The following is a 20809-nucleotide window of genomic DNA, read 5'->3' on the forward strand; positions in this document are numbered from 1 at the left end:
GTCTCCCTCATGCGCGGACACCCACAACACGTACGTCTCAGTTGGCCCGGTTCAACCGTTCCGCAGCCACCCGCGCACCGTCCGTGCGGACCTGGGCACCGACCTCCGCGGCCTGCTCGGCCAGTTCGAGCGCTTCGCCGAGCACTTCGGTGGTCACGGCGGGAGCCGAACGGCCGATGTCGAGCCGTTCGACCTGGCTGCCCCAGTAGTACTGGTCGTACATGTGGGGCAGCACGATCTGCGGTTTGCCGGCCGCCGCTGCCGTGGTCGTGGTGCCTGCGCCGCCGTGGTGCACGATCGCGGCGACCCGGCGGAACAACGCCTGCTGGTTCACCTCGCCGATCGCGATGCAGTCCGGTGCGTCGTCGGCGAGCTGCAGGTCGGCCCAGCCTTGTTGCAGCACAACGCGTTTGCCGAGCTTGCGGGCCGACTCGATCGCCTCGTGCGCGGCGTCCTGCGTGCCGTACATGCTGCCCAGCCCGAAGTAGACAGGTGGTTCGCCGTCGTTCAGAAACGCTTCGAGGTCCGCACCTAGAGGGCGTTGGTCGTCGGTCAGCCAGGCGCCGGTCGTGACGAGTTCGCCGGGGCCTGGCCACGGGCCGAGCAACGGGTCCGCGGCGAGCCACGGAGCGTCGCCGAAGATGTGGTCGCGGACGTCGTCGATCGGACCGAGCCCCAGCTTGGCGCGTTCGGCGTTGATGACGTCCGCGGCCAGCCCGAAGAGAGGGCGTTGCCGGTCCCACAGCGCGAGGTTTTCCTCGGGTGTTCCGTTCACCGGAACCTGACCGAACATCGCGGGCGGTGCGTGAAACGGCGACGGTAGTGTGTTCGCGCAAAAACTCGCGTACACGTAATGCGCGCCGATGCTTTCCGCCACCGAACGAGTGGCGTGTTGCAATGCACCGCCGGCTACCAGGACATCCGCTTCCTGTGCTGCCGCGCCGATCACCCGGAACTGCTCCCGCACCGACTCCTCGGCGAGACGTCGCAGCTCAGCGGGGTCAGCGGCGATGGCCGTGCGGTTGCGCAGGCGCGGACCGACCGGCGTGAAGTCGATTCCGCTGCCGGTCACGAGCTCTTCGAAATCCGGCGGAGCAACGACTTTCACGTCGTTGCCCAACTCCTGCAGCTGCACGGCCAGCGCGGTGATCGGCTGCGCCTCTCCCCGGGAACCGATCGTGGACACCAGAAACCGCATTGTGGATCCCCCTTTGCTTCGAGGCCACGAATTGTGCGGGAACCCCGGGGTCTTGCGGCAAGTCCCCCGGTCGGTTATACGTTCCAATGGGGCCAAGAACGTCAGCCCGCGAGCCGCGACCTCAGAGACGCGATCAGCTCGGCCCGGCTGGACACCGCGAGCTTCTGCCGGATCCGCGCCACGTGCTGCTCCACCGTCTTCGGCGAGATGTAGAGCCGTGCGCCGATCTCCTTCTGGGTCAAGCCGTCCAACAGCAGCTCGCCAACGGAGCGCTCGCGCTTGGACAGCCCGTCCGCCGGTTCCTCGGTGGCAAACCTCGCCCGCAACGCCCGCCCGGTGCTCAGCAGTTCGCGTGCCTCGGCGGGATCACTGAGGCGAGCTGCGGCCGCACCGCACAACGCCATGGCCTCCCACGCGTCGTCCAGCCCGGCTGCCACAGCCGCCACCTCGCGGCCGTCCACGGTGCCGCGCACCACGGAGGCCCACGCGTGCGCGGCCGCACCACGTTCCGTGCCCTGCAACGCAGCCGCAGCCTGCGTGGCCGCCTCGGCATCCCCGGCACCAACGGCGCGGTGCAGCTTCCACCAGTGGTTGGCCTGCAACGCCCACTCCGGCACGCCGGCCTTGGCGATGGCACAGGTCATCGCTTCCACGACGGTCTCGCCGTCGAACCGCGACACCGCCGCCGCGCCAACGGAAAGCTCGCCCCAGGCGTCGAGCAGCAGGACCTCGGCGTCCGCGCCGGCGACGACCGGTGCGACGCGACGCCACGTGGCGCGCAACGCGTCCGCGTCACCGGCACGGCGCGCGAGGCCGATCGTCACGGCCGCCGCGAGCACGGCGTCCCGGCGCAGCACCGGCGCGTCACCGGCGGACGCGATCGCGGCCCGTGCGTCGGCCAGCCGTCCCGCCCGCAGATGCAGCCAGGCGGTGAGCAGGCGGCGGCGCGCCGTCGGTGGACGATCTTCGTGCGCGGCCAGGACTTCCTGCGCAGTCCGGTCGTCGCCACCGGCGATCAGCACGGTCACGGCGAGGTCGTCCCACTGCTCGGCGGCCAGGCCGTCGACCGGCACCGTCGCGACCGCCAGTCCCGCGAGCCTGCGGGCGGCGCGGTCGAACCCGCCGCGCACCGCCTCGATCGCGGCGCCGACACCGTCGAGGAACACGGTGAGCCCGCGCGGTGCCGCTCCAGACAGCTGCTCGCGCGCCCCGGCCAGGTCCCGGTCGGCGGCTTCGACGTCGCCACCCAGACAAGCAGCCAGCGCCGCTCGTCCCTGCGCGGCAACGGCAGGCGCGCCCGTCAGCACGGTGGCGATCACCCGCCACCTCGCCGCTGCGTCGAGCAGCGAACCATCGGCTGCCGCGGCTGCGGCAGCTACTCCCGCGGCGAGGCAGTCCTCGTCCGCCCCCGCAGAGAGGATCCGGTCCGCGGCCTCGATCGCGGCGGCCGTGTCCCCGGCTCTCCACGCCTGTTCGACATCAGGTGCCTTCATCTCTTCTCTCCCCCTCCGAACCACACCCGTGCCGCGGGCAGGAACGACGCGATCACCGCGAGCACGGCGACTCCGCTCGCCACCACCAGGCCCACGAGGAACGTCGACCGCAGTCCCCCAACCGCGATCACCGCGTGCACCAGCACGACAACGGCCAACAACACCAACACGATTCGCGCCCACCGCTTCCCCCGGTTCAGCGCGATCACAAAACCCAGTTCCAGCAACGCCAGCAGCCCTGCGGTACCGAGCAGCAGCGCCAGCACGCCGACGGCAACCCGTTCTCGCGTACCCGCGTCCTCGGCCGGAAACCCTTGCGCCACCTCGGCGGTGAGGTCGGCGAGGAGTTCCTGCGCCTCGGTCAACGCCAGCGCGGAACTGACCAGCTGCACCACCGCGGCGATGAGCCACAACCACACAGCCGTCTTGACGACCTGCGGCTTGATCCGTTCGACGGGCTGAAAGCGTTGGAGGCGCGGTCTGTGAGGTGAGGCAGGTCTGGTCACGGGGCACCGGCTTTCGTCGTGCCGCTCGTGGTGGTGGTCGTCGAGCTCGGCGGCGGAGTGGACTTTGGAGTGGTGGTGGTCGTCGAAGGACGCGTGGTCGTGGTGGTGGGCTTGGGTTTCGGCGGCTGCGTGGTCGTCCGCGGCGGCGGTGCCGGAGCCGTCTGCTGGTTGGGCACGTACTCGACCGTGGTCTCTTCGGACTGCTCCGTCGTGGTCGTCACTGTCGTCGTAATGGTGGTCGTCGTCTTCGCGCCGGCCTTGTTGGTCAACACGTTGTTGGCGAGCAACCCACCTGCGACAGCCACCGCGAGTGCACCGGCCGCCACCAGCGGGGTCAGCTTCATCCGCTTGGGCTTCACCGACTTCGGCGCTTCCGGGAGTGGCGGACGGGTCCACGTCGCGGTGGCGACGGCGGCGGGCTCCGGTTCGCGACCACGTGCCTCCAGTGCGGCACCGATGGCGGCCATGCCGTTCGGCGCGGGCGACACTGCCCGGCCGAGCTGCGCGGAAACCTCTTGTGTCACCAATGGAATCCGCGACGAACCACCGATCAGCAGCACAGCGGCGAGTTCGTGCGGCGGCGTTCCGGCGGCTCGCAACGCGCGGTCCAACGTGGCCACGGTCTCCTCGACGGCCGGCCGGATCATCGACTCGAGCTCGGTCCGCCCCAGTCGCACCTCCCGCGTCGAAATCCCGGGCAGTGCAACGGGAATCAGCACCTCGGTGTCGGCGGACAGCTTCTCCTTGGCGGCGGTACAAGCACGCCGCAGCTCGGCAACCGCCGTCAGCACCGCGGGATCCATCGGGTCCAACGCGTCCCAACCCGGTTGCAGCGCCGCGACGACGTGCTGGAACACGACCTCGTCGAAGTCGAGTCCGCCGACCTCCAGCTCCTCCGGCGGCCCGGCCAGCACGAACCGGTCGGCCGCGAGCTTGCGGACCACGGCGGCGTCGAAAGTCTTGCCACCAAGGTCATAAACGGCGACGGCCGCACCATCGTCCAGGCGCGCAAGGGCGTCGTGGGCCCGGACCGCGGCCACCGGTTCCGGCACGAACGACACGTCCGCCAGCCCGGCTGCGGACAGCGCGGCCCGCAACGACTCCAGCCGGTAGTGGCCCCACCCCGCCGGGTAGGTCATGGCCACCCGCGCGGGCTTTCCGTCAGGCAAAGAACTGAGCAATCGCAACAAAAACCGAGCGGTGACCACTTCCGCCGTCAACGCGGTGTCACCGATCCGCAACGGAGTGGGGTCGCCGATGCGGTTCTTGAACTGCCGCGCGACCCGGCCGGGGTCGGTCAGCGCGCGGCGTTCCGCGTCCTCGCCGACGAGGAACGTCCCGTCCGGACTCTGGAAAACCACAGACGGCGCAAGCACTTCAAGCCTCGCGGCCTGTTCCTGTCTCCAGGTCGACACGGTGGTGAAGGTCGATCCCAGATCCAGCCCAACCTGGTACGACATCGGACACTCCCCTTGGGCCATTCAGCAGCGGACGTACCTACACGTGCGTCTCAGTTGGCTGGTTCACCGCAGTTGACGAAACAGGGGGCAATCCCTTATCGGTGCCATCAGTCCTCCCTCGATCCCTGTGTTCGTGCCGGCGACGAACAGGGTTCGATCCCGATGGCAGGGGCCGCTGCGAAACCTAGCTTTGTTGGTGTCAGCCGGTCGGAACCGCCGCCGGCGACCAACACCAAGGAGCAGGACATGAGCAACCCCATCGACCTCAACGCGTTCCTCGCCGACCTGACCGCCGACCTCGACCTGGACAGCACGAACGCCGCCGAGCAGCAGCTGCAGACGGCTCAGGTCAACCCGCAGGCCGCGGAGCAGGCCGCCGAGCAGGCCCAGGACACCACCACGGTCACGAACACCGAGGGTGGCGGCGGAGGCGACGGCGGTACGGCCGTCGGGGGCGACAGCGGCAGCGCCGACGGGGGCAACGGCCTCGGTGTCGGCGGCGCCGGCGGCGACATCGACCAGGACGGTCTGGTCAACGTCAACTTCGGCTCCACCTCCGGCGGCAACGGCATCGGCTTCGGCGGCAACGGCGGCGTGACCGGTGACGGTGGCGACGCCGACGCGTCCGGCGGCAACGGCGGCGCGGCGCAGTCCAACGTCGACGTGGACGCCGACCAGGACCTGGACCAGGACGTCGCGCAGGTCTCGGACCAGGACGCCGACCTCACCGCCGTGTCGGACCAGGCCAACGACTTCGACATCGACCTCGACACCGAGATCGACAACATCGTCGAGGACCTGGACCTGCCCGCCCTCTGATCCCGGATCGGCCCCACTCGCGCGAGGGGTGGGTGGGGCTGATCCGTTCCACGTTAGGAGCCGGACATGCTGTCCTCTCTGATCGACTTCCTGATGAACCTGCTGAAGGACGACGACGCGAAGAAGGCGTTCGACGAGAACCCCGACTCCGAGCTCAAGAAGGCAGGTCTGAACGGCGTCACCGGACAGGACGTCCGGGACGCGCGGCTGATCATGGCCGATTCCGGCGGGGTGCGCGCCCGCGGCGAGGAGAGATCGTCCTCGCACGACGACGACCCGGTCCGGGAGATCCACCACACCACGCGCGAGTACGTGGTGGAGAAGCCGGTGACCAACATCGAGCAGAACATCAGCATCGACGACCGGGACGTCACGATCATCGACGACTCGTTCAACTCCGACGACGACATCGAGGTCAACTCCGTCGCCATCCAGGACAACGACACCAACGTCGTGCAGGTGAAGGACTCCTTCAACTCCCCTGTCGTGGAGGACGTCGCACTGGAGCCGGAGCCCTTGGAGGAGGACCCGGAGATCGTGCTGGACGACCCGGTCGAGCTGCCGGAGCCCGAGCCGCTGCCGGTGGACATCGAGCCGGAGCCCGTTCCCGAACCCGACCCAGTGATTGCGTGACCTCACCATGACGACCACACCGATCGAGGCCGTCGACCGCGCGCTCGCCGCCATCGCGCGCTACAGCCGGCCGGACCTGGAGGCGCGACTGCGCCAGGCAAGGGCACGACTTCAGGACGACCGCGTGCGGCTGCTGGTCGTCGGTGAGTTCAAGCAGGGCAAGAGCATGCTGGTCAACGGCCTGCTCGGGGCGCCGGTGTGCCCGGTGTTCGACGACATCGCGACGGCGGTCCCGACCGTCGTCCGGTACGCCGAACAGCCCGTCGTCACCCTCGTGCGCGGTGACTCGCGCATCGAGGTGCCGGTGGACCAGCTGCCCGTGTACGCGTCGGAGTCGGGCAACCCCGGCAACGCGGAACGGCTGGACCACATCGAGGTGGGCATCCCGCGCCCGATCCTCGGCGAGGGGCTGGAGCTCGTCGACACCCCCGGTGTCGGTGGGCTCGGCTCCGTCCACGGCGCGGCGACGATGTCCGCGCTGCCGACGGCCGACGCGGTGCTCCTGGTGTCCGACGCGTCGCAGGAGTACACGGCGCCGGAGCTGGAGTTCCTCCGCAACGCCGTGGCCGTGTGCCCGAACGTGGCGTGCGTCGTGACGAAGACCGACCTGTACCCGGACTGGCGGTTCATCGCCGCGCAGAACCAGGCCCACCTCGAATCGGTCGGTCTGACGCCGTCGTTCTTCACCGTGTCGTCGACGCTGCGCTGGCACGCGCTGCAGACGGGCGACCAGGACGTGAACCGCGAGTCCGGCTATCCGCCGCTGGTCACGTACATCCGCAAGAAGGTGCTGGGCGAGGCCGACGCACTGGCCCGCCGCTCCACCGCACACGACGTGCACGCCGTGATCGACCAGATCACCTCGTCCTTGCGGGCGGAGTCGTCGGTCCAGTCGGACCCGGCGTCCGCGCAGGCGTTGATCGACAAGCTGTCCGCGGCCGAGCAACGTGCCGCCGGCCTGAAGGAACGTTCCGCACGCTGGCAGCAGACGCTGTCCGACGGCGTCGCGGACCTCAACGCCGACGTCGACTACGACCTGCGCGACCGCATGCGCGAGATCGTCCGCGAGGCCGAGGAGTCCATCATGGACGGTGACCCGACGAAGATCTGGGACCAGTTCACGAAATGGGTCCAGGACACCGCCGCGTCGGCCGTTTCGGCGAACTCTGTCTGGGCGACCCAGCGCGCCCGCTGGCTGGCCCGCCGCGTGGCCGAGCACTTCGACTCCGAACGCGAGCAGACTTTGCCGTCACTGCAGACTTCCTCCGGCGACCCGCTGCGTTCGGTGCGGGCGCTGGAGGTCCGTTCCGACGAGAAGTTCGGTGTGGGCGGCCGGTTCCTGAGCGGTCTGCGCGGCGGCTACTCGGGTCTGCTGATGTTCGGGCTGCTCGGTTCCGCGATCGGGCTGTCGTTGATCAACCCGATCTCGATCGGTGCCGCGGTGCTGCTGGGCGGCAAAACCATTGGCGACGAACGCAAACGCATCGTCCAACGCCGCCAGAACGACGCGAAGGCCGCGCTGCGCCGCTACATCGACGACGTGACGTTCCACGCGGGCAAGGAGTCCCGCGACATGCTCCGCGCGATGCAACGCGACCTGCGCGACCACTTCACCGCGCTGGCCGAACAGCTCAAGCGCTCGTTGCAGGAGTCGATCCAGTCGGCCCAGAAGTCCGTGAAGGCCTCGTCGGAGGACCGTTCGGCCCGGCTGAAGGAGATCGCTGCGGAACTGGCAGCACTGGAGAAGGTCCGCGCGGAGGTGACGCCGTGATCATCGACGAGGTTCGCCGCGTGCTGTTGCTCGCCGTCGACGCCTACCGGGACCAGCCGCGCACTGCGGCGTTCCTCCGCGGCCAGCTCGACCGCCTGCAGTCACCGCTGCGCGTCGCGATCGCCGGCCGCGTGAAGGCGGGGAAGTCCACCCTGCTGAACGCACTGGTCGGCGACTCGCTGGCCCCCACCGACGCCGGCGAGTGCACGCGGGTCGTCACCTGGTACCAGGACGGGCCCGCACCGCGCGTCGTGCTGCATCCCGTCGCCGGCAGCCCGGTCTCGCTGCCGGTGGTGCGCCGCGACGGTGCCCTGTCGATGGACCTGGGCAGCGCCGCCGTCTCCCGGCTGGTCGTGTCCTGGCCGTCGCAGAGCCTGCGGCACACCACGTTGATCGACACGCCGGGCATCGCCTCCCTGACGGCCGAGAACTCGGCGCAGGCCCTGCGGTTCCTGACCCCGGACGACGAGACCCCGACCGAGGCCGACGCCGTCGTCTACCTGATGAAGCACCTGCACTCGGCCGACGCGTCGTTCCTGGAGTCGTTCCGCGACCAGGGCGTCGCCCGCGCGGCCGCCATCAACACCGTCGCCGTGATCTCCCGCGCCGACGAGATCGCCGGCGGCCGGGTGGACGCGATGATCTCCGCCCGCGCCATCGCGGCCCGCTACCGCTCCGCGCCGGAACTGCACGGTCTGGCGCAGAACGTGGTCCCGGTGGCCGGCCTGGTCGCCATGGCTGGCCGGACGCTGACCCAGGCCGAGTTCACCGCCCTGTCGGCACTGGCCGCTCTGGAGCGGGAGTCGCTGGAGTCCTCGTTGCTCTCGGCGGACCGCTTCACCGCCGGTTCCGAGGAACGCGCTGCGCTGCTGCGCCGGTTCGGCGTCTTCGGGATCCGGTTGTCGGTGACGCTGATCCGCCAGGGCGTCCGCTCGCAGGCGGCGCTGGCCGACGAACTGGTGGCGCGCAGCGGCCTGCGAGACCTGCAGCGCGTGCTGCACACGCAGTTCAGCGAGCGCCGCGACCTGCTGAAGGCCCGATCCGCGCTGCTGGCCCTCGACCGCGTAGTGCGCGCGTCCGGCGGCGGCCGCCTGGCCGGTGAGGTGGAGCGGATCTTCGCGGGCACCCACGAGTTCGCCGAACTGCGCCTGCTGTCGGCGTTGCGGTCCGGCGTCGTGTCCCTGCCGGGGGCGATGGTGCCAGAGGCCGAACGGCTGCTGGGCGACTCCGGGATCGCCCCGGCAGTGCGGCTGGGCCTGGCGCCGGACGCACTGGCCGGTGAGGTGCGGCAGAGCGCGTTCGCGGCTCTGCGGCGCTGGCAGGCGCACGCGGAGAACCCGATGCTGGGCCGGAAGTCGGCCGATGCCTGCCGCGTGCTGGTGCGGACGTGCGAAGGGCTGCTGGCCCGTTCGCGCTGAGCCTTTGCACGCTATAACGGTGCCGACGCCCTGTTGAGCATGACGACGACAGGACGCGAGGCCGAGGGGAACCGTGGTGCCGACGGACTTCGACGAGTTCTTCCGGCTGGACTTCGCCCGGCTGGTCGCCTTCCTGCGCAAGGCGGGGTTCGGGCGGCTGGAAGCGGAGGACGCGGCGGCCGAAGCCATGGCGTGCGCGTACCAGAGCTGGGCGACGCTCACCCGCCCACGCGGCTGGGTCCGCAAAGCCGCTTACCGCTCGGCCGTCAACACGGCCATGCGCAACCGCGAGCGCATCGAACGGGCCATCGCCGGTGGCTGGAGTGACGCCGGAAGCCGCGACGACTCCGGGCAATGCGCCATCATCGAGGAGAAGCACGAGGTCCTCCGCCGGCTCGCGCGACTGCCCGAACGGCAACGCCTCGTGATGGCCTACCACCTCGACGGCTTCGACCACGCCGAGATCGCGGAGCTGCTGGACATGTCGGCACCGAACGTGCGCTCGACCTTGCGACATGCCAGAGAACGGCTCAAACGCGAATACTTCGAGGAGAGAGGAGGTGGCACCGATGAACCGCAGTGAGGACGAGGAGTTCGACACCTGGCTGGAGCAGGCCGACGCCGACCTCACCGCCTCGGTCGAAGCGGATCTCGACGCCGAGGCCGCGCTGACGCGCATCAAGCAGCGCACCGCCGCCCGCCCGCGGATCTTCGTCTCCTCCGCTTCAGTTGACCGAAGGGCTGCCGAACTGCTCCGTCAGCACCTGAGTGAGACCGGATCCGACGCATTCCTGGACGAAGTGCCGGCCACACCTGAGGAAGCCGTCGCCCAAACGCTAACTGAGTCCGACTACTACGTGCTCTTGTGGTCTGAAGCGTTCGCCAGCAGCCCGTGGATGAAAGCCGAGTTCACGGCCGCGTTGGCGCGCACATTCTCGAAGCGCGGATCGTTTCTGTTCATCGTGAGGCTGGATGACTCGCCCTTGCCACCGTTGCTGGCAGAGCGGCGATGCCTCGACGTGGTGAGGCTCGGCTGGCAGGAGGTCGCGGCACAGCTCGCCAGGGCTTGGCATCGCGACCGGGCCGTCGGTCTTCCAGTGCGCCCCGCGCCACATCCAAACCCGCAGGATGTGAGCTCGTCGAGCCTCTACGTGCGCAGCCGAGATCTCGGCGTTGCCTTCGTGGTCTCGGTGCCGGCCCAGGCGACCGGCAGTGAGCTCATGGAAGTCGTGCGCACCGGCCTCGCACTCCCTGACGTGCTCAGCGCACTCGATGACGCGATCTCGATGCGTTTCGAGTACCGGCTCACCTACCAGGGCGAACCGATACCGGCGCTCGCCCCGCTGCACCTCCCTGACGGTGCGACGATCGACCTGGAAATGGCGGTGGAGTCGACCGGACCACGCGGGCCGTATTCCCAGCGCGAGTTCCGGGACGAGTCCCCGTCGGACGAGCGTCTCTCGCTGGCTGCGCTCTTCAGCCACCTGACGCCCAAGCGCTGAAAGGCAACACCGACCCCGGCGGCGGCACACTGCCGCCGGGGCACCTGTTGCGGTTAGTGGGCGGCGTCGTCCCAGGAGCGGCCCACGCCCACCGAGACCTCCAGCGGCACCTGCAGCGGGTAGGCGTTGCCCATCTGGTCGCGGACCAGGGCCTCCACCGCCTCGCGCTCGCCCTCGGCGATCTCCAGGACCAGTTCGTCGTGGACCTGCAGGAGCATCCGCGAGCGCAGGCCGGACGACTCCAGCGCCCGGTAGACGCCGAGCATCGCGACCTTGATGATGTCGGCGGCGCTGCCCTGGATCGGCGCGTTGAGGGCCATGCGTTCGGCCATCTCGCGGCGCTGGCGGTTGTCGGAGGTGAGGTCCGGCAGGTAGCGGCGGCGGCCGAGCACGGTCTCGGTGTAGCCGTCCTTGCCTGCCTTCTTCACTACCTCATTGAGGTAGTCGCGGACGCCGCCGAAGCGGGCGAAGTAGGCCTCCATCTGCTCGCGGGCCTCTTCGGTCGGGATGCGCAGCTGCTGCGAGAGACCGAAGACGGACAGGCCGTACGCGAGGCCGTAGGACATGGCCTTGATGCGGCGGCGCATCTCGCCCGTCACCTCGGAGGTGGGGATCGAGAACGCCTGCGACGCCACGTAGGTGTGCAGGTCCTCGCCGCTGTTGAACGCCGCGATCAGGCCCTCGTCGCCGGACAGCGTGGCCATGATGCGCATCTCGATCTGGCTGTAGTCCGCGGTCATCAGCTCCGCGTAGCCGTCGCCGACGACGAAGGCCTGGCGGATGCGGCGGCCCTCGTCGGTGCGGATCGGGATGTTCTGCAGGTTCGGGTCGGTCGACGAGAGCCGGCCGGTGGCGGCGATGGTCTGGTGGAACGTCGTGTGGATGCGGCCGTCGTCCGCGACCGACTTGAGCAGGCCGTCCACAGTGGACTTCAGCCGCGTGACGTCGCGGTGCGCGAGCAGGTGCTGCAGGAACGGGTGCTCGGTCTGCTCGAACAGGTTCTGCAACGCGTCGGCGTCGGTGGTGTAGCCGGTCTTGGTCTTCTTCGTCTTCGGCATCTTCAGCTCGTCGAAGAGCACCGTCTGCAGCTGCTTCGGGCTGCCGAGGTTGATCTCCTTGCCGATGACCGCGTACGCCTCCTGTGCCGCGTCCTTCACCCCGGCCGCGAAGTGCGCCTCCAGCGACGACAGGTGCTCGACGTCGATCGCGATGCCGACCGCCTCGACGTCGTCCAGGACGTTCATCAGCGGCAGCTCGAGGTTCGCCAGCAGGTCGGCGCCGCCGATCGTGACGAGCTCGGTGTCCAGGCGGTCGGCGAGCTCTGCGACGGCCCGCGCGCGCAGGATCGTGCTGGTGGCGACCTTCTGCGCCTCCTCGGACTCGTCCGACAGCAACGACAGCTGGCCGTCGCCCGACTCCTCCGCACGCAGCTCGCGCTTCAGGTAGCGCAGCGCCAGGTCGTCGAGCGCGAACGAACGCTGGCCAGGACGCACCAGGTACGCGGCCAGCGCCGTGTCCGACGTGAGGCCGCGCAGCTTCCACCCGCGAGCGCGCACCTGGCGCAACGGCAGCTTCAGGTCGTGGCCCGCCTTGGCCACGCTCTCGTCGGCCAGCCACGCGGCGAGCGCGTTCTCGTCGGCCTCGTTCAGCTCGGCGACGGCGACGTAGCCGCCCTCACCGGTGGCCGTGCACAGCGCGACGCCCTCGATGTCGTTGCCGGTGATGCGCAGCGCGACACCGACGCGGGACTTGCGGGCGTGCTGGTCGAGCCACTTGGCGACCGTGCCCGCCGGAATCGCGCCACCGGAGACCTCGAAGCCCTCCTCGGCCTCGGGTTCGGCGGTCGTCAGCGTCTGGAAGAGCCGGTCGCGCAGCACGCGGAACTCGAGCTCGTCGAACAGCCGGTGGACGGCGTCGCGGTCCCACTGCGTCACCTCGAGGCCCTCGATCTGGTACGGCAGCTCGAGGTCCTTCACCAGCTCGGTGAGCTGGCGGTTCATGATGATGTTCGCCAGGTTGCCGCGCAGCGCCTCGCCGACCTTGCCCGGCACCTCGTCGATGTGGTCGACCAGCTCGTTCAGCCCGCCGAACTGGTTGAGCAGCTTGATGATCGTCTTCGGGCCCACGCCGGGCGTGTTCGGCAGGTTGTCCGACGAATCGCCGCGCACCGCCGCGTAGTCCGCGTACTGGTCCGGCCGCACACCGTGCTTCTCCTCGACGTACGCCGGGGTGAACCGGCCCATCTCGGACACGCCCTTGACCGGGTACAGCACCGTCACCTTGTCGTTGACCAGCTGGAACGCGTCGCGGTCGCCGGTGACGATCTCGACCTCGTAGCCCTGCTCGACCGCCTGGGTGGTCAGCGTGGCGATGATGTCGTCGGCCTCGTAGCCCTCCTTCTCCATCTTGCAGATCTGGAGTGCGTCGAGGACTTCGCCGATCAGCGACACCTGGCTGCGGAACTCGTCCGGCGTCTTGGAGCGACCGGCCTTGTACTCCGGGTACTGCTCGGACCGGAAGGTCTTGCGCGACACGTCGAACGCCACCGCGACGTGCGTGGGCTGCTCGTCCCGCAGGATGTTGATCAACATGGACGTGAACCCGTACACGGCGTTCGTGACCTGGCCCGTCTTCGTCACGAAGTTCTCGGCGGGCAGGGCGTAGAACGCTCGGTAGGCCATCGAGTGACCGTCGATGAGCAGGAGCCGCTTCACGTCTGAGTTAGTCACGAGTCCGAGTCTAGGGTGGGGGTCTGACAGTTTCGCTTGAGCCCTGGGAGCCTGTGTGACCGCCGACCTGCCCGTGGAGTACGCCGACGAACAACTGCACGTCCGCATGGGCATCGAAATCACCCAATGGGATGTCCAGGAGATGGTCGGCACCATGCCGGTCAAGGGCAACCGCCAGCCGTACGGCCTGCTGCACGGCGGCGCGAACGCCGTGCTCGCCGAAATGCTGGGGTCGCTCGGGTCCTCGATGCACGCGTCCCAGTTCGGCTCCATCGCGGTGGGTCTCGAGCTGTCCTGCACCCATCACCGAGCGGCGCGCGACGGCCTGGTCACCGGCGTGGCCCGCCCCATCCACCTCGGCCGCAGCACCACGACGTACGAGATCGTCGTGACGGACGAGGAGGGCAAGCGCACCTGCACCGCCCGCCTCACGTGCCTGCTGCGCCCGAAGCCGCCGGGCGCCTGAGCACTGGGGTGAACCACACCTCAGCTGTGTGGTTCACCCCAGTGTCAAACCAAGATCACCTCGACATCGTCGAGGCATGACCTTCTCGACTCGACTGACGGCAGCCGTCCTGTGCGCCGTCGTGGCCACGGCTTCGGTCCCGGCCGCGGCGCACTCGAACCGCGGCGAACTCCTCGACGTCGTCCCGGTGTCCACCATGGACGCCAACCAGGTCGCCAAGTATCTGGGGGACTACAGCCTGGACGCCTCGCGCGTCCGGTTCGGCGTGGACGCTCGACGAATCGTCTACCGCACCATCGACCCGCAAGGCAGGACGACCACGGCCAGCGCCCTGGTCGTCTTACCGCGCAACAACACCAGGTCGCCACGCCAGGTCGCCTGGCTGCACGGCACCACCGGCTACCGGGGCTCGGTCGCCTCGGTGGCGGACGGCAACGACCGCGCCGCGGCCCTGTTGTTCGCCTCCGCCGGCTACCTCACCACCGCACCGGACTACCTGGGCCTGGGCACCGGCCCGGGCCACCACCCGTACGTGGACGCCCCGTCCACCGTTACGGCCTCAGTGGACGCCTTACGCGCGACCAGGCAGTTGGCCGGCCGCTCAGGCCTGCGCCCCGATCCGCGCGTCATGATCACCGGCCACTCGCAGGGCGGCCACGCGACCATGGCCATGGGCAAGGCCCTGCAGCACGACCGCCGGTTCGAGGTCGGCGCGCTCGCCCCGATCGGCGGCCCCTTCAAGCCGAGTCTGCTCGTCAGCAAGGCGCTGAACGACGAAATCTCCAACGGCGTGGCGTACATGGCGTACTGGACGGTGGCCTGGAACCGCCTCTTCCACCTCTACGACGACCCGGCCGAGGTCTTCAAGGACCCGTCGGTGGCAGCCCTGTTCGACGGCGACCACCGCAACGAGGACATCTTCCGGCACCTGCCCGCCACGATGCGCGAGCTGCTGACCGACACCTACTTCGAACGCCTGCGCAACCCCACCGGAGTCCTCCGCGCCAAGCTGCGTGAGGCGGACGGCTACTGCGACTGGCGGCCGCGGGTTCCGGTGCAGATCTACTCGTCGGCAGGCGACAAGGACACACTCCTGGAAACGTCCGCCTACTGCGACCAACGCCTGAAGCAGCACCGCGCCACGTCCACGCTCATCGACCTCGGCCCCGACGTCAACCACGGCAAGGCGGCCAAGCTCGCCCTGCCGCGGATCCTGGCCGACTTCGACCGCAGGTAAACGAAAGCGGGGCGGAGGACAATCCCTCCGCCCCGCTCCCACAACCGAAACCTAGTGCGACTCACCCAGGTACGCGTCCCGCACCCGCTGGTCGGCCAGCAATGCATGACCGGTGTCGGACAGCGTGGTACGACCGAGGTCGATCACGTACCCGTAGTCCGACAGGGCGAGAGCGGCCAGAGCGTTCTGCTCCACCAGCAAGATGGTGGTGCCCAACGACTGCAGCTCCTTGATGGTGTCGAAGATGCGCTGCGTCATGATCGGCGAGAGACCCATCGAGGGCTCGTCGAGCATCAGCAACCGCGGCTTGGACATCATCGCGCGCCCGATGGCCAGCATCTGCTGCTCACCACCGGAGAAGAGCCCGGCCTTGTTGTGCCGCCGCTCCCCCAGCACGGGGAAGAGGTCGTACACGCGCTGCATGTCGGCCGCGACGCCGTCGTCCTTGCGGACGTACGCGCCGAGGTGCAGGTTCTCCTCCACGGTCATCCGCGGGAAGAGCCGCCGGCCCTCGGGGCAGTGGGCGATGCCCTCGCCGAGGATCGCGTGCGCCGGGTCGCTGTGGATCGGCTTGCCCTGGAACAGGATCTCGCCGGCCGTCGGCCGCAGCAGACCCGAGATCGTGCGCAGGGTCGTGGTCTTGCCCGCACCGTTCGCGCCGATCAACGACACGATGTGGCCGGCCTCGACGGTGAACGAGATGTCGCGGACGGCCTCGATCGCCCCGTAGGAGACCGAGAGGTTGCGGACTTCGAGCAGCGCGGTCATGCCTGCTCCCCCTTCGCTGCCTCGATGTCGTGCTGAACTTCCTCCGGCGGCTTGCCGAGGTAGGCCTCGACCACCCGCGGGTCCGCCCGCACGGTTTCGGGGCTGCCTTCGACGAGCAGCTCGCCCTGCACGAGCACGGAAACCGAGTCGCACAGCCCGAAGATGAACTTGATGTCGTGCTCGATGACGACGACGGACACGCCCGTGTCGCGGATGCGGAAGATCAGCTGCTGCGTCGCTTCCGTCTCCTGCGGGTTCATACCCGCCGTGGGCTCGTCCAGCAGCAGCACCGCCGGGTCCGTCGCCAACGCGCGCGCGATCTCGAGACGGCGCTGGTCGCCGTACGGGAGGTTGCGCGAGAGCTCGTCGTCGACGTTGCGCAGGCCGACGAACGAGAGCAGCTCCCGCGACCGATCGCGCGCCGCCTTCTCACCGCGGTGATAGGCGGGGCCGTGGAACAGCGAGGCCAGCGGGCCCTGCTTCATCCGGACGTGGCGGCCCACCATGACGTTCTCCAGCACGGTCATGCTGGGGAACAGGCGGATGTTCTGGAACGTGCGGGCAACGCCCGCGTCCGTCACCTGGGCCGGGTCGCCGGGCAGGACGTTGCCCTTGAGCAGCACCTGACCCGTCGTCGGCGTGTACAGACCCGTCAGGCAGTTGAAGAACGTGGTCTTCCCCGCGCCGTTCGGGCCGATCAGGCCGACGATCTTGCCTTCATCGAGCGTCAGCGTGACGCTCTTCAACGCCTTGAGGCCACCGAAGACCATCGAGACGTCGCGCGCTTCCAAAACCGGCGTGCTCACGCCTTCGCCTCCTTCGGCACCCCGTGCACCTCGTCAACAGGCGCACCACCAATGTCCTCATCGGCGAGCTCTGCTCGTCGGTGCCGGTCCGGGATCAGGCCCTGCGGGCGGAACCGCATGATCAGGATCAGCGCGAGGCCGAAGATCATGAGGCGGTAGTCCTCGAAGTCGCGCAGCTTCTCAGGCAGCACGAACAGCAGTGCCGCACCGAGCACGGCACCGGGGATCGAGCCCATGCCGCCGAGGATGACCGCCGCGAGCAGCGTGACCGACTCGAGGAACTTGAACGACTCGTAGGACACCGTGCCGTTCTTGTGCGCGAACACCGCGCCCGCGACGCCCGCGAGCATGGCACCGATGAGGAACGCGAGGATCTTCATCTTGCCGGTGCGGATGCCCATCGCGCGGGCGGCGTCCTCGTCCTCGCGGATCGCGATCCAAGCGCGGCCGATGCGGCTGAACTTGAGGTTCGCGAACACCGCCATCGTCGCCGCGACGAGCAGCACGATGAGGATGTAGTAGAGGACACCGGCCGGCAGCTTCACCGCGCCGAACGAGACCGACCTGTTGAACTCGGCGCCGAACAGCGACAGCGGCGGGATGCCGGGAATCGCGTTGGAGCCGTTGGTGATACCGCCGATGTTGTTCTGCGCGGAGCGGGTGAAGATCTCACCGAACGCCAGCGTCACGATGGCCAGGTAGTCACCGCGGACCCGCAGCGTCGGCGAACCGACGATCGCGCCGAAGATGCCGGCCACGACCGCCGCGATCACCGCGGCCACCGGGAACGGCAGGGTGACGCCGAAGTGCGCCGTGGCGGCACCGGAGAAGTTCGCCGCCACCAGGGCGCCGATGCCCATGAACGCCACGTACCCGAGGTCGAGCAGACCCGCGAGGCCGACGACGATGTTCAGGCCGATCGCGGTGGCGGCGTAGATGCCGATGTTCGCCGCGACCGTCATCCAGTACTCGTTGCCCGCGTCGGTGAACGGCAGCAGCAGCGCGCACGCCGCCAGCACGATCACGCTGAACACGCGGTGCTGCTCGGACAGGGCCGAGAGCCAGCGGATGAACCCGACACCGCTCAGCGCGCCGAGCACACCGGCGGCGAACCCGAGGAACGACAGGAAGATCGCTCCCGCGTAGGGGTTCGAGGCGCCGACGCCACCGGTGGTCAGCATCGCGGCGACGGCGTAGAGCACCGCCGCGAACGACAACAGCAGCACCAGGTACGCGACCGGCGTGGAGACCTTGACCTTCCACTCGCCCACCGGCTCGATGCCGATGCCGTAGCCCGCCAGGATCGCCAGCACACCGGCCACGAGACCGACGATGCTGCCGAACGCCACAGCGCCGTCGAGGGCCGTGATGGCGCCGAGGCCACCGCCCTTGACCGTGATGTACGCGGCGTTGACGAACGAAACGAGGGTGAGGCCCCAGCCGAGCGCACGGACGACCCGGCCCTTGGACGGGATCGGCGCGAACGCCGCGACCAGGATGAGGACGCCGAGCAGCAACACGTGCCAGCGGAAGCCGGTGAGCGCGAACGGCGCGTCGAAGAACTGCAGCGTCGACTTGTCCGGCCAGTTGCCGTCGTTGAGGCTGAACGTGACCCACGGCAGCAGGGCCGCGACGATCGCGAGCACGCCACCGACGGCCGCCAACGGCTTGCTGAAGGGTGCGAGTGCGGATCGCTTGCCAGAAGAAGTGTCCACCGTGCTCATGCGCGCACCCTTTCCGGCTCACCGAACAGACCCTGCGGGCGGAAGACGAGCACGAGGATCAGCACGACGAAGATCCACACGTAGTCGTACTGGGTGCCGCCCGGCATGTACTGACCGGCCAGGGTCTTGATCAGACCGATGATGAACGCGCCGATGACCGCACCGCGGATGCTGCCGACGCCGCCCAGGACGGCCGCCGTGAAGGCGAAGATGCCGTTCTGGAAGCCCATGTCGATGTTGATGTTGCTCAGGTACCCGCCGAACATGACGCCCGCGACACCGGCGAGCACGGCGCCGAAGATGAACGTCAGCACGATCACGCGGTCGGGGTTGACACCCATCAGCTTCGCGGTGTCGGGGTCCTGCGCGGTGGCGCGCATCGCCCGGCCCATCCTCGACTTGTTGATGTAGGCCTGCAGGATGATCGAGAGGCCCACCGACAGCGCGACGAGCAGCACACCGGTCCACGCGATGTTGACCGAGCCGAACGACAGGCCGCCCTCCGGGAAGACCTTCGGGTAGGGCAGGTTCGACGTGGCGTCGGGGTACCACACGCGCACGGCTTCCTGCAGGAAGACGGACACGCCGAGCGCTGTGATCAGCGGGGCCAGCCGGGGCGCGTTGCGCAGCGGCCGGTAGGCGAACCGTTCCATGATCACGGCGACGACGACCGCCACCACGATGCCGCCGACGAACATGAGCGGCAGAGCCACGGCAGGCGACTTCTTGAGGTCGTCAGGAAGAAGCGTGAACGTGGCGAGGCCTCCGTACGAGGCCACCATGAAGACCTCGCCGTGGGCGAAGTTGATCAGCTGGATGATGCCGTACACCATGGTGTACCCGAGTGCGATCAGGGCGATCAACGCACCCTGGATCACCCCGTTGGCCAGCTGTTGAAGCAGGACTGACACGACTACCTCCGTAGACGGCGGGGGCGAGCAAACAACGCCCGCCCCCGCCGTGACTTCATTCAGTGACTAGGTAGTCGATCAGCCGGTGAACTCGCCGGTCTGAACGTCCTTCCACTTGCCAGAGGTGACCGAGTAGACGGTCAGCACCTTGTTCGTGCTGTCGCCGTACTGGTCGAACTTGATCTCACCGGTGGCGCCGGAGCCGCTGTAGGAGCCGACGTTGGTCAGCATGGCGTCACGCTTCGACTCGTCCCAGGCACCGCCGTCGACGGTCTTGGCCAGGGCACCGATGATCGCGTTCGTGGAGTCGTAGGAGAACGCACCGTAGGCGGCGTAGTCCTCCTTGCCGAACTTCTTCTTGTACGCGTCGACGAACGCCTTGGCCGTGGCCAGGGACTCGGTCGGCGCACCGACGGAGGTGGCGAGGTCGCCTTCCTTACCGCCGAGCTCGATGAACTTCGGGTCGAAGATGCCGTCGCCGCCCATCAGCGGAACGTTCAGACCCGCGCTCGCCATCTGCTTCGACAGCGGGCCGGCGGCCGGGTACTCACCGCCGTAGTAGACGGCTTCCGGGGCGAGACCCTTGACCTTGGCGATGACGCCGGAGAAGTCGGTGTCCTTCTCGCCGACCGTCTCCTGGCCGACGATCTGGCCGCCCTTCTTGGTGACCTGCTTCGTCAGCTCGGCCGCGAGGCCCGCGCCGTAGGTCTTGCCGTCGGTGATGATGGCGATCTTCTTCTTGCCGGCCTTCTCGACGAGGTAGTTGGCCGCGTACGGGCCCTGCAGGTCGTCGGTGGCACAGACGCGGAAGTAGTTGTCGAACTGGCGCTTCGGGGCGGTCAGGAAGTCGTTGCCCCTGGTCAGCGTCGGGTTCGTGTTGGCTGGCGACACCTGGGGGATCTTCTTGTCCCGCAGGATCGGCTGCACCGTCTGGGCGACCGACGAGTTCAGCGTGCCGACGACGCCGACGACGTTCGGGTCGGTCGACAGCTTGGTGGCCGCCTGGGCGCCCTTGGCGGGGTTGGCCTCGTCGTCCTGAGCCGAAACGGTCAGCTTGTAGCCCTTGACCGTGCACTTCTGGTTCGCCTCGTCCACGGCAAGCTCGGCGGACTGCTTGATGCCGATGCCGAGAGCGGACAGGTTGCCGGACAGCGGGGCGACTACACCGACGGTCAAGGTGCCCTTCGACGTGTCGCAGCTGCCCCCCGCAGTGCCGCCTTCTTCCTTGTTCGAGCCACAGGCTGCGACGACAAGCAGCGTGGCGCCGACAATCGCAGCGGACTTCACAGAGTGCTTACGCACGTGATGTCCCTCCTCTATCCCTGCTCCCGGCGACGCGAGTTCTCCGCGCACCGCTCCACGACCCTC

Annotated in this window: 18 protein-coding genes; 8 read left to right on the plus strand and 10 right to left on the minus strand. The window is 68.8% G+C overall.

Annotation, left to right across the window (positions count from 1 at the left end):
• Positions 1–37 precede the first annotated feature (37 nt).
• The 4 genes from DI276_RS37670 to DI276_RS37685 all read right to left on the minus strand — a co-directional run bounded on the left by DI276_RS37670 (position 38) and on the right by DI276_RS37685 (position 4657).
• The gene (locus tag DI276_RS37670; RefSeq protein WP_112272698.1) at positions 38–1198 is read right to left on the minus strand and encodes a glycosyltransferase; all 1161 of its coding nucleotides are present in this window, start codon (positions 1196–1198) and stop codon (positions 38–40) included.
• A gap of 101 nt (positions 1199–1299) precedes the next feature.
• Positions 1300–2691, minus strand: a complete 1392-nt coding sequence (locus tag DI276_RS37675) for a helix-turn-helix domain-containing protein (RefSeq protein WP_112272700.1) — start codon at positions 2689–2691, stop codon at positions 1300–1302.
• Positions 2688–3110, minus strand: coding sequence for a hypothetical protein (locus DI276_RS37680; RefSeq protein ID WP_157985192.1), 423 nt, complete (start codon positions 3108–3110; stop codon positions 2688–2690). The genes DI276_RS37675 and DI276_RS37680 overlap by 4 nt, the downstream gene beginning before the upstream one ends.
• An 83-nt stretch (positions 3111–3193) precedes the next feature.
• Positions 3194–4657: an Hsp70 family protein gene (locus tag DI276_RS37685; RefSeq protein WP_157985193.1), complete on the minus strand. Its 1464-nt coding sequence runs from the start codon at positions 4655–4657 to the stop codon at positions 3194–3196.
• A gap of 246 nt (positions 4658–4903) precedes the next feature.
• On the opposite strand from DI276_RS37685, the gene DI276_RS53155 reads away from it, so the two are divergent.
• From DI276_RS53155 to DI276_RS37715, 6 genes are all read left to right on the plus strand, one after another.
• Positions 4904–5476: a hypothetical protein gene (locus DI276_RS53155; RefSeq protein ID WP_112272706.1), complete on the plus strand. Its 573-nt coding sequence runs from the start codon at positions 4904–4906 to the stop codon at positions 5474–5476.
• A 66-nt stretch (positions 5477–5542) separates the two neighbouring features.
• Positions 5543–6109, plus strand: coding sequence for an IniB N-terminal domain-containing protein (locus DI276_RS50450; protein WP_157985194.1), 567 nt, complete (start codon positions 5543–5545; stop codon positions 6107–6109).
• A gap of 7 nt (positions 6110–6116) precedes the next feature.
• Positions 6117–7880 (plus strand): dynamin family protein, encoded by a 1764-nt coding sequence (locus DI276_RS52695; RefSeq protein ID WP_112273424.1) that lies wholly within the window; start codon positions 6117–6119, stop codon positions 7878–7880.
• Positions 7877–9298, plus strand: a complete 1422-nt coding sequence (locus tag DI276_RS37705) for a dynamin family protein (protein WP_112272710.1) — start codon at positions 7877–7879, stop codon at positions 9296–9298. Before DI276_RS52695 ends, DI276_RS37705 begins: the two co-directional genes overlap by 4 nt.
• Positions 9299–9374: 76 nt before the next feature.
• Positions 9375–9881 carry an RNA polymerase sigma factor gene (locus DI276_RS37710; RefSeq protein WP_232837198.1) on the plus strand — a complete coding sequence of 169 codons (507 nt, stop codon included), beginning with the start codon at positions 9375–9377 and terminating at the stop codon, positions 9879–9881.
• The gene (locus DI276_RS37715) at positions 9868–10800 is read left to right on the plus strand and encodes a toll/interleukin-1 receptor domain-containing protein (protein ID WP_157985195.1); all 933 of its coding nucleotides are present in this window, start codon (positions 9868–9870) and stop codon (positions 10798–10800) included. Before DI276_RS37710 ends, DI276_RS37715 begins: the two co-directional genes overlap by 14 nt.
• A 53-nt stretch (positions 10801–10853) precedes the next feature.
• Here the strand turns inward: DI276_RS37715 and polA are convergent, their stop codons facing one another.
• Positions 10854–13481, minus strand: a complete 2628-nt coding sequence (gene polA / locus DI276_RS37720; protein ID WP_232837232.1) for a DNA polymerase I — start codon at positions 13479–13481, stop codon at positions 10854–10856.
• A gap of 154 nt (positions 13482–13635) precedes the next feature.
• Between polA and DI276_RS37725 the strand changes: the two genes are divergently transcribed.
• Together DI276_RS37725 and DI276_RS37730 are read left to right on the plus strand one after the other, a co-directional pair.
• Positions 13636–13995 (plus strand): PaaI family thioesterase, encoded by a 360-nt coding sequence (locus DI276_RS37725; protein WP_112272716.1) that lies wholly within the window; start codon positions 13636–13638, stop codon positions 13993–13995.
• Between the two features lie 76 nt (positions 13996–14071).
• Positions 14072–15232 carry an alpha/beta hydrolase gene (locus DI276_RS37730; RefSeq protein ID WP_112272718.1) on the plus strand — a complete coding sequence of 387 codons (1161 nt, stop codon included), beginning with the start codon at positions 14072–14074 and terminating at the stop codon, positions 15230–15232.
• A gap of 51 nt (positions 15233–15283) precedes the next feature.
• Here DI276_RS37730 and DI276_RS37735 read toward each other — a convergent pair whose 3' ends face one another.
• The 5 genes from DI276_RS37735 to DI276_RS37755 all read right to left on the minus strand — a co-directional run bounded on the left by DI276_RS37735 (position 15284) and on the right by DI276_RS37755 (position 20743).
• On the minus strand, positions 15284–16000 hold the full coding sequence (locus tag DI276_RS37735; protein WP_112272720.1) for an ABC transporter ATP-binding protein: 717 nt from the start codon (positions 15998–16000) through the stop codon (positions 15284–15286).
• Complete coding sequence (locus tag DI276_RS37740; protein WP_232837199.1) at positions 15997–16806, minus strand: ABC transporter ATP-binding protein; 810 nt, start codon at positions 16804–16806, stop codon at positions 15997–15999. Before DI276_RS37740 ends, DI276_RS37735 begins: the two co-directional genes overlap by 4 nt.
• Entirely contained in the window at positions 16803–18530 is a 1728-nt protein-coding gene (locus tag DI276_RS37745; RefSeq protein WP_112272722.1) for a branched-chain amino acid ABC transporter permease, read from the minus strand. Before DI276_RS37745 ends, DI276_RS37740 begins: the two co-directional genes overlap by 4 nt.
• Positions 18527–19441 carry a branched-chain amino acid ABC transporter permease gene (locus tag DI276_RS37750; protein WP_112272724.1) on the minus strand — a complete coding sequence of 305 codons (915 nt, stop codon included), beginning with the start codon at positions 19439–19441 and terminating at the stop codon, positions 18527–18529. Before DI276_RS37750 ends, DI276_RS37745 begins: the two co-directional genes overlap by 4 nt.
• A 78-nt stretch (positions 19442–19519) precedes the next feature.
• On the minus strand, positions 19520–20743 hold the full coding sequence (locus DI276_RS37755; RefSeq protein WP_112272726.1) for a branched-chain amino acid ABC transporter substrate-binding protein: 1224 nt from the start codon (positions 20741–20743) through the stop codon (positions 19520–19522).
• Positions 20744–20809: the final 66 nt, after the last annotated feature.

The organism is Lentzea terrae, assembly GCF_003265345.1.
In the GTDB taxonomy this organism is placed as follows: Bacteria; Actinomycetota; Actinomycetes; order Mycobacteriales; family Pseudonocardiaceae; genus Lentzea; species Lentzea terrae.